Below are 14,091 nucleotides of genomic sequence, written 5' to 3' on the forward strand. Positions count from 1 at the left end.
GGGGGATCGCGGAGATCACTCAATGGATGGCCCGAGGCCCACGCATCGCCAGGGCGACGAGGGGGCTTTGAGGGAACGGCCGCGGGCGGTGGCGGCTCGAGACGACGAGACACGCGAGCCGCCCCGCGATCTCGAAGGTCGCGAGCGCGGCCGGCGCGCCGAAGTAATCGATCGGCACGAGATCGATGCTTCGCGCCGCCTTCGGCGTGGAACGCTCGTCGAGGATCTGCGCGAGCGCCTTCTGGTAGCTCTCGCCGGTCCGGGCCATCCTGGCGCGGACGTCGGCGCGCAGCTTCTTGTGGTGGTGGCGGTTCCCCATCGGCCCTGTCCAGGTGATCTGCCGAGATCGGTCCTTGTCGGCCGGCACCGACGGAAGAGCGGCAGCATCACGAGCGAAGACCGCCGAAGGGCAGCGCCCTCTTCGCCCCTCGCGGAGCCGTGCCGGCGGCGAGCGAGGAGCCGGGCTCGGAGCAGCCCGTGAGACGAAGTGTTCGCGGGAGCACGGCCGCTGTCAAGCAGGCGCCAGGGGCCCTCGCGCCGGGTGGGGCCATCCACGCGCCACGAGGGCCTCAGCGCTGCGTCTCGCTGACGGGGTGCTCGGGGCCGGGGCGCCCGTCAGCCAGCGTCTCTCGGAGGCGCTCCTGCGTCAGCCCCGGGCTGCTCGATAGCTTGGTATCCGCGTGGGGATCATCCGATCGGGCGACCGACTGCGCATGGGCCGTCTCGGGGCGCGCCTCGCTCAAGGGGTGGCGGCTTCCAGGCCGGCCCGTTGCGAGCGTCGAGCCCTGGCCGGTCTCGGGCGGAGACGCGGCGTGCGCCGGCCGCGGCGGGGGTGCGCCAGCCGAGCGCGGCGCGAAGAGGTCCGCCCAGTCGGGCAGGTGCCGCTGGAGCCGCACGCGCTCGGCCTCGGGCAGCGCCTCGCCGATGACCTGGCACACGGCCTGGGCGTGCTCCATGCCAAAGCCGCGCGGCGCGCCCTCGCGGCGGGCGATGCGGTCGTAGAGTTCGTCGCGATCGAAGTCGCCCTGGTACGTGGCGCCGCGCACCACGGCGGCGACCGGACCCGGCAGCCCACCGGCGACCGCGGCCGCCTCCTCCACGAGCAGCCGCTCGCCGAGCGTCCGTGCTGTCACTGCGATCGCACGCTCGGCCTCATCGCGGCCCTCGAAGCCGGCGCGGCGCTGCACCTCCTCGACGAAGCGGTCGTAATCCATGAGGGGCCTCCTTCCGGAGACGATCCTTTGCGAGGCCCGTGCCAGGCGCGTGCCCGGGGGAGGAGGGTCCGGCCGGTAACGTTAACCTGCGGCGACCTCAACCTGGGTCGGTCGTCCCACCCCAACCTGGGTGGCCGGCGACCTCAACCTGGGTCGGTCGTCCCACCCCAACCTGGGTCGGCGACCCCCCAACCGGCGACCTCAACCCCAACCTGAGTCGGGGCGCCCGACCTCAACCTGGGTCGGGGCCCCCGCCTCGGGTCGCCTCGCGCAGCGTGAGCCCGATGCAATGCTTCAGACCCGCCTGGAGGTCGGAAAGCGTCGTGATCTCGGCAAGATCGATCCCGAGCGAGACGATCGTCTGGGCGACGCTCGGCCGGATCCCGGTGACGATGCCCTCCGCGCCGAGGAGCCGGATCGCGCGGACGAGATCGACGAGGTAGCTCGCGGTCTTCGTGTCCACGGCCTCGACCCCGGTCAGGTCCAGCAGCGCATAGCGGGCCCCGGTGCGCACCACCGCCTGGAGCAGGCTGTCCATCACCTCCGCCGTCCTCGCGCTGTCGACCACGCCGATCATCGGGAGCGCCAGCACGCCCTTCCAGACCTGCAGGATGGGTGTCGAGAGCTGGCGGATGACCTGCTGCTGACGCTCGATGATCGCCAGCCGCTCCCGGAGCTCCCTCTCCGCGCGCCGTGCCTCGGTGAGATCGAGCGTGATGCCGACCACCGAGTCCACCTCGCCCCCCTCCCCCCGGACCGGGACGAACCAGTTCTCGATGGGCTTTCCGTCCGCTTCCATGACGTTGTGCATCGGCTCCCCTCGAAGCGCCCTGCGCAACCCCCCGGTCTGGTGCTCCTTGTAGATGTCGAAATTGTTCAGCCCCACGAGCTGTCCTGGCTTCATGCCGGCCGCCGCGAGCGCCTTGCCGTCGTAGTAGGTGAACACGCCGCTGGCATCGCAGGCCCAGACGACGACATCGAGGTTCTCGACGAGGGCACGGAGGATGTGCTGGTGCTCCGCCTGACGCCTGGACGCCTCGATCTCGGCCGTCACATCGCGGCCGATGCACATCACGCCAACCGCCTCGCCCCGCGCATCGAGCACGCGGTGATGAACCCACACGACGGCCACGTCGCGCCCGTCCCTCCGGGTGTGACGCAGGCGCTGCTCCCCGCTGTCCTCGTCGAGCAGCCGCCGCCACAACCCCGCGCCCTCGGGGACAGGGAGCAGCTCGACGATGGATCGACCCATCACCTCCTGCCTCGAGAACCCGAGCTGTCGCGCGGCGCTCTCGTTCCACGCCGTGATCGCCAGATCCAGCCCGTATTCGACCACCGCGAGCGGCGATCGCGCGAGAGTGTCCACGTGTGCGCTCATGTTCAGGTGCCCCGCCCGCGATGCGCCGGCGGCCTCGGCTGCGCAACCTAACCTCACGACCTGCCGGCAAATCAAGCCTTAAGGGGCGCCCGCGGGGAGGCGCGGATCCCATCTCGTCGCGGCGCTGCCGTGGGTCCAACACGCGTGTAATGTTCGCGACACCCCGATGCAGCGTTAGCCCTCACCGGCGCGGCCCGCGCGCGCCTTGAGCTGCACCCGCAGCGCCTCGACCACGTGATCGCGCAGCGCGACGGTCTTCCTCGGCAAGTGCTGGCCGCTCGGGAACACGAGAAAGACCCCGCCCGTCGGCGCCGTCCAGCGCGGGAGCACGCGGACGAGCGCTCCGGCCAGCACGTCCTGCTGGACGAGGAAGGTCGGGAGCAGGCCGATCCCGCCGCCGTTGCGCACCACCTCGCGCGCGAAGAACCCGTCGTTCACGAGCCACCGGACGCGGAGCCGCGCGCGGGCGCGCGACACCTCGTCTCGCCCGAACGGGCTCGTCTTGATGAGCGACACGCCATCGTGCCCCGCGAGATCCTCCAGCGTCCTCGGCGTCCCCCGCGCGGCCAGGTACGCGGGCGAGGCGTAGAATTGCAGGTGCAGCTCGCCCACCTTGCGCGCGACCAGCGTCGAGTCTCGCGGCTGCTTCGCGAGGAACCGGAACGCAGCGTCGTACCCCTCTTTCACCAGATCCACGGGCTGCGTCGACAGGTCCATCTCGACCGTGATGCGCGGGTAGCGGCGGCAGAAGGCGGCGAGGATCTCCGCCAGCACCTCGGTGGCGAAGTCCGCCGTCGCGGTGAGGCGCAGCGTGCCCGACGGCTCGTCCTCGAGCTCCGGGAGCCCCTCGATCGCCTCCGTCAGCGCCTTGAGCCGCGAGCCGAGGCGGTCCACCAGCGCGTGCCCGGCCGTCGTCAGCGCCACGCTGCGCGTCGTCCGCTGCAAGAGCCGCACGCCGAGCGACGCCTCCAGCGACGCGACGCCCCGGCTGACCGTCGACTTGGGCACCCCCAGCCGGCGCGCCGCCTCCGTGAAGCTCGCCGTCTCGGCGACCGCCGCGAAGACGGAGAGGTGGTTCAGATCCATTGTTCCCATTCCGGCACACAGTAGCCAGTTTCTGCGTGTTGCACCAGATTCGAGACAGAGGCAAACATCCGCTCCACCTCGTCACAAGGAGCTCTCACCATGTCTCAGCCTCTCCTCGTCACCGGCGCGAACGGCCAGCTCGGGCGGCGCGTCGTCGATCTCTTGCTGGCGCAGGGCGCCGGGCCGCTCATCGTCACGACCCGGCACCCGGAGAAGCTCGGCGAGCTCCGCGCCCGCGGCGTCGAGGTGCGGCGCGCAGACTTCGATGCTCCCGCGTCGCTCGCGGAGGCGTTCGCCGGCGCGGCGCGCCTCTTGCTCATCAGCACCGACGCGCTGGACCGCCCGGGCCGGCGCATCGCGCAGCACCGGAGCGCGCTCGAGGCCGCGGTGAAGGCGGGCGTGCGGCACGTTGTCTACACGTCGCTGACCAACCCCGGGCCAGGCTCGCCGATCACGATCGCGCCCGACCACCAGGCCACCGAGGACGCCCTCGCGGAGAGCGGGCTCGGCGCGACCGTCCTGCGCAACAACCTCTATACGGACTTCCTCGTGCCCTCGCTGCGGCGCGCGCTGGCGACGGGCCAGCTGGTCGCTGCGGCCGGCGACGGCAAGGCCGGGTATGTCACGCGCGAGGACTGCGCCCGCGCCGCGGCCGCGGCCCTGGCGGCCGATTTCGACGGCAAGCGCGTGCTCGATATCACCGGGCCGGCGGCCGTGTCCCAGCGCGAGCTCGCGCAGATCGCCTCGGCCGTCACAGGCAAGTCGATCCAGTACGTCCCCGTGCCGCGTGATGTGCTGGAGCAAGGCATGCAGAAGGCCGGGATGCCCGCGGCGATCGCCGGGCTGCTCGCCTCCTTCGACGAGGCGATCGCCCGCGGAACGCTCGATGTGGCGACGAGGGCGGTGGAGGAGCTCACCGGCAAGCCCGCGGAGGACGTGCGGAGCTACGTTTCACGCCACCGGGCAGCGCTGCTCGCGCCGGTCGAGGCCTGATCAGGCGGGAACACCGATGGCGAGCGTGTAGACGACAGACTCGTTCACCCCATCCATGCCGAGGAGATCGTCGATGCCGCGGTCATAGTAGCCGCCCAGCGGAACGCCGCCGAGCTGAAGCGACTGGGAGGCCAGCAGCACGTTCTGCGCCAGATGCCCGGCCTCGATCAGCGCGAACCGGTACCCTCGGAGGCCATACTTGAACCGGTTTCGCCTGAACATCGCCGCGATCAGCAGGACAACGCTCGCGCCCATCACGATCCCGGGAGCGACCATGGAGCCGCCTATCTCCTCCCGGCAGTCGCCAGCCCGCACCTGTTCCAGGGCGTGCTCGAAGGGGTCGTAGTGGTACACGCCACAGGCAACCCCGTCGACCCCGAGGACGGCGCAGTAGAGATCCAGGGGGTAAAGCGCGCCTCCTGAAGGGACGGTCCGCATCGTCATCGGGCTCGCGGGGACCGTGTGGGTGATGCCGTACCCGGCGTACACGAGGCTCGAGAGCGCCTGCAGGTCGATGCGCGCGCCGCTGAACTGGCGGATCGATCTGCGCTCCCGCAGGAGCGCGGTCAGGCCCACATCGGGCAGCGCCGGTCCTGGCAGTCGAATCGCCTCGCCGAGCACGTACCGCTTGGTCGACCTCGCCGTCGAGCGCTGGAGCTGCGCGCTCGTCTCCAGGAGCGCCCTACCAGCCGCCTCCTCGCCAAGGATGCCCGGATGGATCTTGGAAGCCTCATGGTATGTCTCCGCCGGATCATCGAGCTCCACCTGGTCTCCATAGACCAGCTCCACGACATTGACCGTGACCGCATCGGCTTGACTCAATTTCATCATGTCCCCCAGTTGCCCCAGTCAGCGCGCCACGGCGCCGTGCCGCCGTCCAGCGCGATCCGTCTCTTCAGCTCGTTCAACGACGGACGCCGTGGAGGACGCCCGCTCGTCCTCTCTCGCATGAGCTCACGGGAACGGGTGCGGATGGACGTTGATGTCTGCAAACGAGAGCGGCCGGTCGCGGAGCCCCGCCTCGTACGCCGCATGATAGAGCCGCTTGCCGCCGAGGAACCGCGCGGTATGCGGAGCGTCGAGCCGGCAGAGCTCCGGGCAGATCACGCGCACCACCCACAGCCCGGCGTCGCGCACATCCGGCGAGGTGATGTCGACGAGGTACGCGCCGACGCCTCGCCGCGCGAGCGCTCGCACGGCCGAAGCGGTCTGACCGAGCACGTCCGTACCCTCCAGGGGGGGCACGTCGCCGAGGTGGCGCCGCTCTCTGCTTCGATCGAGGAACGCGGAAGACGCGGAGTTCTCTCGCAGCGCATGGTAGAGCGCATGGTCGTCGAACGTGCGGACTTGATGCGCCTCCAGGGCGCGCCGTCCCCTGGGCAGAGCGCTCAGGAGCTGCTTCGCCAGCACCCTGGTCTGGAAGGCCTCGCGCAGCGCCTTCCGCGCAGCCTCCTGACCGGTCGCCGCGCTGGCAGCGCCGACGGTCAGCGCGGGCTGCCCGGCCAGGGTGCATCGCGTCACGCCGATGGCGGTCGGCACGCGGAAGAAGACGCTCGCGTCGAGCGCGGCACAGTGAATGCCCGCTGGGGCCGGAACCACGCGCTCGTCATGACGAAGCGAGTCGTCTCCCTGCCAATCCAGGAGCGGCAGCTCCAATCGGTTGTTCCATGCGAGCATGAACGCGTCTCGCTCGATGACCTCCATCAGCGCGCTGAACGCAGCCTCTTCCAGCGTACCGCCCAGCGCGGTCCCGCTGCTCGTCGCGTAGGCGATCTGCGGCTCGCCGCGCGCGAGGTGTGACCCCATGAACGCCAGCTGCGCCGGCAGCCACGCGGGCATCCCATCCTGGATGGACCAGCCACGCACCCACCGGACCCGGGTGCCGGAGGTGAAGGGCACATGGGGGAAGTCGCTCGACGCGTACTGCGATGGATGAAACAGGGCGAAGCTCTCCGGCTCCGGCGCTGCTCCGTCCAGCTCCTCATACGAAGAGAGCACAAGATCCCCTGCAGGCACGTAAAACGACGAATATCGCTCGACGGCTTCGGCGACCGCCGCCACCCAGGCCGCCTCTCGATCGGGATGCACGGCGCTGGACATGACCTCGCTCGGCGCGCCGACCAGATCCGACATGTCGCCCGTGCGGGCGCCAACGTTGAAGAAGCGGCAGTCATCCGGAGCGCGGAGCAGCTCCACGGTGTCGCGCACGACGCCCGTATACGGAGACACGAGGGTGCGCAGCCTGCGGGCGACCTCGGCGAGCGGCGTGCGGTGCGCACGCCTCGGCGTGACGTGACCACGCGCCAGCTCGTCGCCCCGGGAGCGGAGCGGAGCAAACCTGTTCATGGCTCGGCTCCTGCCTGAAGGGCGTACCAGGGGCTGGGGGCGCTCGCGGCGACGCTGCATGCCGAGCACCGGGGTACGCGGTACGCCATGTGCGTGTCGCTGCGGACGGTTTGACCTGGGCTGACCGCGTAAAACCGCCCTGGCAAGAGCGGGTCCCGCGAGACGATCCAGCGGGCCACGAGCAATGCGGCGAGGCCGCTCACGATCGCCAGCATGGCGCAGGGCAGCGGGAAGCTGGGCGTGCTGCGCTCCAGGGCCCAGTATTGTCCGCGATACGCGACGTTCGAAGCGAGGCGCAGCCGGTAGCACTCGTAGCAGCAGGTTGCGTGCGGAAGGTAGAGCGGGCCTACCGCGGAGAACCGGCTGTCGTACGCGAGCACTTGCATCCAGGGGAACCGCCGGCGCAGCGCTTCCGCGTTCCAGCGCGCCACCCAATCGAGCTCGCCTCGATCCGGAGCGACCACGACGAGGTCCGCCGAGGCCAGGTCGCCCGCGTCGGCATCGAACGACCTCCGCTGCACGCCCGTGACCCCGGAGAGGCTCACCTGGCGCGCGATCTCGTCGGCGAGAACGCCGGCACCGACGACCGCCACGCTGGCGTCGCTCAACCTTTGCTGCGTGAGGGATTCCGGCTCGTCATCGCGGTATGCCGCGTGGAAGCGGGCCGATTCCCGGATGGGCCGCGGCGCCGAGGCCCCGACGGGAGAACCGCTCGTGAGCACCCCTTTCTCGGCCAGCAACCGCAAGGCGTTCGCGGTGGCGGGCTCGATGGATTTTCCCATGTACTCGATCACTTGCTCGACCGTACGCGTTCCATCGAGGATCGGGAGCAGCACCGGCAGCAGCTCGCTCGCGGCTTTGCCTTGAAAGCAGAGCGCCCTCTCTCCGTGCTGGAAGATCACCGCATCATCGGTGATCGCGACCCGATACCAGGTCTTGACACAGGGGAACTCGGGGACGTCGTCTAGCTTGTTCATACTCGCTCGTCAGCTTCTTCGCGCTGCGGAGCTGGCGACGAGGCATCACCACGCCGCCAGCGCTGGCACGCAGGACGATGACCGGGGCAGAGCCCGTCAGGAATCAATGGATCGCCGAAGGAGGCTCCTCATCTGACGAGGAGCCCCAGATTTCAGCCGCCCATCGCTCGACACACCTTCTTCAACGACGGCTCGGCCGACCGCCTCGACATCGAGGACGCCTGCGCCGAGCTGGCTCTCCGCGAGGCCCTCTCCCGACGCGAGGTCCTGGAATCGTTCGATCAGCTGTCGGTCATGTTCGATTCCTGTCTGCCATCGGTTACATCTGGTCACCATCGCAAGCGATGTGCCAGCCGCGAGGGTGTGCCCAGTCTCGTCTCGAGACCCATGAACCGCAGAGAAGAGCGGGCACTCTCGCTCGGCCACCACAGGGCCGGCCGAGCGAGCTGGAAGACAAGCACGCGCAACCTCCTGCGCGATCGAGCAATGCCCCACCGGCGCGCTGCGCGCCCGGTGGGAGACGCGCTTGTGTCAGCCAGGATCGCCAACCTGCGCGGCGGCACGAGCCAGACGGGCGAGCACCTCGCGCTCCTGCACCTCGCCCACGGAGACCGGCGGCGAGAGCGCGTCCTCGACCTCGGCGTGCCCGCCGCTGTAAAGCGGGCGAACGGCCCCTGGGAGCGCGCGGTGCAATCTGCTTCGCAGATTTCCTGAAATTGGACGCGAAACTCCCTTACGCTGGCCTCCCGGGATCTGCCTGGAGGAAGAATGTTCATGCGTCGATGGTCCGTTCTGCTGTGCGCTTCAGCTGTCGTTGCATGTGGTTCGGGGGACGACTCGCCGGGGAACGATGCGTCGGGCGGCGGCGACATCAGCTCCGGGGGAGGCGGAAGCGCGGGAGACGGGGGAAGCGGCGGGGACGGCGGGCTCTCTCACCCGTTTCGCTATGGCGCCAACCTCGGCCACCGCAACGTGGACTGGGGCGACGACAAGGAGGCCACGCTCGCGGCGCGAGCGGGCGTCCGCAGCCTCCGCATCAAGCTGCCAGCGGCCCACCTCGCGAGGTGGGGATACGAGATCGAGGTCGGGGACATTCAATCGTACGCGTCCCTGGGCATGGCGGACCATATCGGATTTCTCATCGGCTCCGAGTCGGTCGATCTGACGGTGGCGCCGGCCGACGCGGAGGACTGGCAGAACGAGTACTATATCCCGAAGAGCCTTTACGAGCCGATCTTCTCGGCCGATGGAACGGTGAATCCGAGCAATGCGTGGGCCTCTTACGTGTATCGGACCGTCGACGCCTACAAGCCCTGGGTCAAGCTGTGGCACGTGTGGAACGAGCCCGATTGGGTGGCCGACTGGCGCGTCACCGAGACCTGGAGGACCGAACCGCCGAAGGCCGCCGATCTCCCCCGGTTCAACGGATCGATATTTGACTATATACGAATGCTGCGCGTCACGAAGGAGGCCGCGCGCAAGGCGGATCCGAACGCGCGGATCGCGACGGGGGGGATCGGATACCCCTCGTTCCTCTCGGCGATCCTGCGCTACACCGACAACCCCGACGGGGGGGCGGTCACGCCAGATTACCCGGAGAAGGGCGGCGCCTACATCGACGTGCTCGATTTTCACTATTATCCGATCTTCAGCCCGAAGAGCTCGGATGCGTCCGTCGACGATTTCCTCGCGTCGAAGGACGCTTTCGCCGCGACGCTCGCCGACGCCGGGGCGGAGGTGCAGGGGTGGAATGTCTCGGAGAACGGCGCGCCGCTCGCGCGGACGCCGGAGTACCCGGAGGTGGGGAGCCCGGAGTACGCGCGAAACTACCTCATCAAGATGATGACGATGGCGCAGGCGCGCGGCATCGGCGGCGTCGACTGGTTCATTCTATCGAACGGCGAGGACGGGAGCGACGACGTGTTCGCGCACATGGGGCTCTACAACGACGTCGGCGCCCTCGCTAGCGTGGATGAGGCGACGAAGACCGACCTCGGCAAGGCATATACCACGCTCAACGATGTCCTCTTCGGCACGTCCTACGATGACGGCGCGACCAGGGAGCTCGCGCTGCCGGGGGGCGCTCGGGGCGCCGTGTTCACGAAGGACGGCAAGCGCCGGCTCGCGCTCTGGGCCGTGACGGCGAGCGGCACGGAGGACGCGTCCGCGAGCGTCGAGCTCGCGACGGCAACGGGGTTCGAAGTCCACGCGTGGGACGGAGCGAAGACCTCCGCCGACGCGAGCGGCGGCAAAGTGACGCTCGCCCTCTCGGGCAGCCCGGTGCTGCTGATCGAGCGGTGACGGCCGCGGCGACCCGACCCAGGTTGCGGCGACCCGACCCAGGTTGGGCCCGATCCGACCCAGGTTGCCCAACCTGCAAACCCGACCCAGGTTGCACGCCTGCCCGCCGGCCCCTGGTTGAGCTGCGGCAACGCAGCAATTCAGCCCAGCTGAACTCTACTCATGTCACGATCGGACCCCGGCCAGGCGAACTTAAAGCCAAGCTGGGCTAATTGTTCGTTTTCCCGGACGAACCTCCCCGTTCGATCGCGCAGAGCCGATCGCAACCCCTCCGTCCCCACTCCTACACATTCGGAACGGCATCGTCCCTGCACATCCCATTGCGTACAGTGCCGCACGACGATCTGCGGCCTACACCGCCGGCCCAGACGGAAGCGCCCCATGACAAGGCACGGATGCCCTCGCCCGTCCCGCCCGCCTTCCTGCAGCGCCGCCGCTGTGGCTCTACATCGTGAGCACGACGTCGGCCACGCTGGCGCCGTGAAACGTGCGCATCCACCACGTCCCCGCGGGGAATACGGCGTCGCGTACGCCAGCACGCCATCGCTCGAGTGCCGCACGGTACAACGTTCGAAATGCACGCACAGCGGCACCAGCGATTCGCCACGCGTCTCCCTGCTCGCGACCAACCGCAAACGTTGGATTGCCGTCGCGCAGCGGCTCGAAGCTCGTCACGCGCTCGTAAGGGGACACCTTACTGACTCTCTCGGCGCCCAAGAAGTGACGTCCTTGCCGCTGCACCTCCGCGCGGGCCCGGGCTTCCTGGCGCTCGAGCTCGGCAGAGACGTCCTGGCGAAAGCCCTCCGCGCTGTCCTCCTCGATGGCCGGCGGCAGCGCGAGCGAGACCGTCACCTCCTCGGGCCACTGCGGGTTTTCCGGGTCGAGATACACCGAAGGCCGTGCCGCGCGCAGCACGCCGCGACCGAGGTCGTCCACGTCCACCTTGGCGCCCGGCCACTCGCGAGCATGCTGCACCAGGCCAGCGGCGACAGGATTCGCCATGACATAAGCAATTTTCTCCACCACCGCCGCGCGCGTCAGCAGCCGCACCACGCTCGTGGCCTCGTGGTCCCACACCGGGCCTTCCCACCCGCGAAGCACCTTCGTGCCGAGCGCGACGATGCGATGGAAGAATTGCAAGAACCGCGGCAAGACGCCCCTCGAGTCGGTCACGACCAGGTGCAGATGCGTTGACATGGCGCAGAGCGCATGGACCTTGATGCCGTAACGGCGGGTTGACACCGCGAGCACGTAGACCAGGAGCTGGGTGATTGCCGCATCCGGGCGGAAGAGCAGGTGCCGGCGCAGGACGCGACGGGTGATGAGGTAGGTGGCTCCGGCAGCGATCTCGCGGGGCTGGCTCATGACAGGCGCAACAAGACAAGTGCCGTGCCAGGGATTTTCGCCAATCATTTCGCCGATTCGCCAAGCTTCGTGGGTGGCGGCCGCCTGGCGGTCCGCCACCTTAGCTGGAGCCATTGCTTACGCTAGCCCGACCTGGGTTGCGGTTAGTAGTCCGACCCGAATCGGGACGCCAAGCTCGAACTGCCAGCCTGGCCCACTGCCAACCTGGGTCGGCCCCGGTGGGCCCGCCGGGTCGGTCGGTCGCCCCCAACCTGGGTCGAGTCGTCATGCCGTTGTCATGGTAGCGTCCGCTCATGGAGCTCCGCCTGCGCGGCCTCACCCACCTCGATCCGCTCGCCGTCCCGCTGCCCCACGGCACCGAGGTGACAACCCGGGTCGACCGCGTCCTCGGCGAGCGCCGCGTCCCGCAGGGCGCCATCGGGCGCGTCGTCGGCTCGGCGGGCGCCGAGCTCGACGTGATGCTCGTCGGCGTGGGCGTCGTCCGCTACCGCCGGGACGAGCTCGTCCCGCGCAAGACCGGCCAGGTGCGGCACGCGGAGCGGCGCAGCGCCGCCTGGGACGCGCTCCTGCCCGCCATCGTCCTCGAGGCCGTCGTGGGGTCGCGCGCGTGGGGGCTCGCGAACGAGGGGTCCGACACCGACCGGCGCGGCGTCTTCGCCCTCCCCTTCCCTTGGACCACGGGCCTCGCCGAGCCCCCGCGGGACCTCGTGAGCGCCGACGGCAGCGCCTCGTACTGGGAGGTCGAGAAGGCCATCCGGCAGGCCCTGCGCGCCGACCCGAACACCCTCGAGCTGCTCTTCGTCCGCACCGCCGAGGCGCGCGACGAGATCGGCGCCTGGATCCTCGAGGCGCGCGACGCGTTCGTCTCCTCGGCCATCTATGGCAGCTTCGGCCGCTACGCGCTCTCCCAGCTGAAGCGGCTCTCGCAGGCGCACCGCCTCGCCGAGCACCGGGAACGGGTGCTCGAGTGGCTCGCCGACGACCCCTCGCTGGCGCTCGACGACGTCGCCCGGAAGCTCGCCGCCATCAGCCCGCGCGCCGCGCCGACCCAGGTTGACCGGGAGCTCCAGGCGAAGGAGTACATCAAGCAGCTCTACCGCTCGCTCCACGACCAGGGCTTGCTGCCCGCGCGCGACTTCGCCTCGCTCGCGGCCTTCGCCCGGGCCGACAGGACGTCGCTCGACCTCTCCCGCGACCTCCGCCCCAAGAACGCCTACAACCTGGTACGCCTCATCGCGACCGCCATCCGCTGGCTGCGCGACGGCGAGGTCGACCTGGTCGTGCAGGGCGATCTCCGCGAGACGCTCCTCGCCATCAAGGCCGGCGCCTGGCCGCTCGATCGCACCATCGAGCTCGCCGAGTCGATGACGCCCGAGCTGGAGGCCGCGCGGCTCACAACCAGGTTGCCGCCGCACCCCGACGTGCCCCGCGCCGACATGCTCCTCCGGCGGGTCCGCGAGGCGATCGCCCGCCGGCACCTCGCGGCGGAGCCCGGCCCCCTCGGCAAGGACGCTCCCCCCGCGCCGGTCGCAACCTGGGACGACGGAGACGCGGCCCCCACGCCCGGCAACGACCCCACGCCCGGCAACGACCCCGCGCCCGGCAACGAGGAGAGAAAGGACGACGGATGAACCCCCAGGTGCTCGAAGCAAAGCAGCAGGAGGTCGCGGCGCGCGTCATCGCCGAGGAGGAGGCCAAGCGTTCGCACCTCGTCATCGCCCTGAGCGGCGCGCACGCGTACGGCTTCCCCTCGCCGGACAGCGACCTCGACCTCAAGGCGGTTCACGTCGAGCCGACCGAGAAGCTGCTCGGCCTCCACCGCGGCAACGCGAGCCCCGAGCGGATGCAGGTCATCGACGGCGTCGAGATCGACTACACCTCGAACGAGCTCCACCCCGTCCTCATCGGCGTCCTCCAGGGCAACGGCAACTACATCGAGCGGATCCTCGGCCCCCTCCAGCTCCACGTCGATCCCGACCTCGCCTCGCTCCGCCCGCTCGTCGCCGCCGCGCTCTCGCGCCGGATCTTCCGCCACTACGTCGGCTTCGCCACGAGCCAGCTCCGGGCGTGGGAGGCGGGAGGCCGCTCGTCGGCGAAGAAGCTCCTCTACGTCCTCAGGACCACGTTGACCGGCGCCCACGCCCTCCGGACGGGCGAGATCGTCACCGACGTCACCGCGCTCCTCGACCTCTACGGCTTCAGCGCCGCGCGCGAGCTGGTCGAGGCCAAGCGCGCCGGAGAGCAGGCGCCGCTCGCTCCCGAAATCGCCGAGCGCTGGGCCGAGCAGATCGCCCGCGCCTTCACGACCCTCGAGGCGGCCCGCGATCACGCCGTGCTGCCGGAGGAGCCACCCAACCAGGGAGAGCTCAACGACTGGCTGCTCGCGCTGCGCAAGGCGCGGCTCTGAGGCGCGGCGAGGGCTCACGGGCAC

Annotated in this window: 13 protein-coding genes; 5 read left to right on the forward strand and 8 right to left on the reverse strand. The window is 69.9% G+C overall.

Translation table 11 applies throughout. From position 1 onward, the window contains the following. Positions 1 to 19 precede the first annotated feature (19 nt). From WMF11_RS39890 to WMF11_RS39905, 4 genes are all read right to left on the reverse strand, one after another. A complete protein-coding gene (locus tag WMF11_RS39890; protein ID WP_437904388.1) occupies positions 20 to 319 on the reverse strand; it encodes a hypothetical protein in 300 nt (99 codons plus the stop codon). Between the two features lie 250 nt (positions 320 to 569). Then, positions 570 to 1,214, reverse strand: coding sequence for a DUF2267 domain-containing protein (locus WMF11_RS39895; RefSeq protein ID WP_437904390.1), 645 nt, complete (start codon positions 1,212 to 1,214; stop codon positions 570 to 572). Between the two features lie 232 nt (positions 1,215 to 1,446). Next, positions 1,447 to 2,580: a PAS domain-containing protein gene (locus WMF11_RS39900; protein WP_437974527.1), complete on the reverse strand. Its 1,134-nt coding sequence runs from the start codon at positions 2,578 to 2,580 to the stop codon at positions 1,447 to 1,449. Positions 2,581 to 2,766: 186 nt separating this feature from the next. Next, positions 2,767 to 3,678, reverse strand: coding sequence for a LysR substrate-binding domain-containing protein (locus tag WMF11_RS39905; RefSeq protein WP_437974528.1), 912 nt, complete (start codon positions 3,676 to 3,678; stop codon positions 2,767 to 2,769). A gap of 99 nt (positions 3,679 to 3,777) precedes the next feature. On the opposite strand from WMF11_RS39905, the gene WMF11_RS39910 reads away from it, so the two are divergent. Beyond that, entirely contained in the window at positions 3,778 to 4,671 is an 894-nt protein-coding gene (locus WMF11_RS39910; protein ID WP_437974529.1) for an SDR family oxidoreductase, read from the forward strand. Here the strand turns inward: WMF11_RS39910 and WMF11_RS39915 are convergent, their stop codons facing one another. From WMF11_RS39915 to WMF11_RS39925, 3 genes are all read right to left on the reverse strand, one after another. Continuing rightward, a complete protein-coding gene (locus tag WMF11_RS39915; protein WP_437974530.1) occupies positions 4,672 to 5,502 on the reverse strand; it encodes a SagB/ThcOx family dehydrogenase in 831 nt (276 codons plus the stop codon). A 123-nt stretch (positions 5,503 to 5,625) separates the two neighbouring features. Continuing rightward, positions 5,626 to 7,017 carry a YcaO-like family protein gene (locus tag WMF11_RS39920; protein ID WP_437974531.1) on the reverse strand — a complete coding sequence of 464 codons (1,392 nt, stop codon included), beginning with the start codon at positions 7,015 to 7,017 and terminating at the stop codon, positions 5,626 to 5,628. Then, positions 7,014 to 7,994, reverse strand: a complete 981-nt coding sequence (locus tag WMF11_RS39925; RefSeq protein ID WP_437904398.1) for a TOMM precursor leader peptide-binding protein — start codon at positions 7,992 to 7,994, stop codon at positions 7,014 to 7,016. Before WMF11_RS39925 ends, WMF11_RS39920 begins: the two co-directional genes overlap by 4 nt. Before the next feature lie 528 nt (positions 7,995 to 8,522). Here WMF11_RS39925 and WMF11_RS39930 point away from each other — a divergent pair. Next, on the forward strand, positions 8,523 to 8,708 hold the full coding sequence (locus tag WMF11_RS39930; protein WP_437974532.1) for a hypothetical protein: 186 nt from the start codon (positions 8,523 to 8,525) through the stop codon (positions 8,706 to 8,708). Positions 8,709 to 8,768: 60 nt separating this feature from the next. Next, on the forward strand, positions 8,769 to 10,295 hold the full coding sequence (locus WMF11_RS39935; RefSeq protein ID WP_437974533.1) for a hypothetical protein: 1,527 nt from the start codon (positions 8,769 to 8,771) through the stop codon (positions 10,293 to 10,295). Between the two features lie 444 nt (positions 10,296 to 10,739). Here WMF11_RS39935 and WMF11_RS39940 read toward each other — a convergent pair whose 3' ends face one another. After that, entirely contained in the window at positions 10,740 to 11,660 is a 921-nt protein-coding gene (locus WMF11_RS39940; RefSeq protein ID WP_437974534.1) for a transposase, read from the reverse strand. Between the two features lie 293 nt (positions 11,661 to 11,953). Between WMF11_RS39940 and WMF11_RS39945 the strand changes: the two genes are divergently transcribed. Together WMF11_RS39945 and WMF11_RS39950 are read left to right on the forward strand one after the other, a co-directional pair. Further along, positions 11,954 to 13,291 carry a DNA polymerase beta superfamily protein gene (locus WMF11_RS39945; RefSeq protein ID WP_437974535.1) on the forward strand — a complete coding sequence of 446 codons (1,338 nt, stop codon included), beginning with the start codon at positions 11,954 to 11,956 and terminating at the stop codon, positions 13,289 to 13,291. Then, on the forward strand, positions 13,288 to 14,067 hold the full coding sequence (locus WMF11_RS39950) for a nucleotidyltransferase domain-containing protein (protein ID WP_437974536.1): 780 nt from the start codon (positions 13,288 to 13,290) through the stop codon (positions 14,065 to 14,067). Before WMF11_RS39945 ends, WMF11_RS39950 begins: the two co-directional genes overlap by 4 nt. Positions 14,068 to 14,091 lie beyond the last annotated feature (24 nt).

Origin of the sequence: Sorangium sp. So ce295, assembly GCF_051527405.1 — a bacterium.
Lineage (GTDB): Bacteria > Myxococcota_A > Polyangia > Polyangiales > Polyangiaceae > Sorangium > Sorangium cellulosum_B.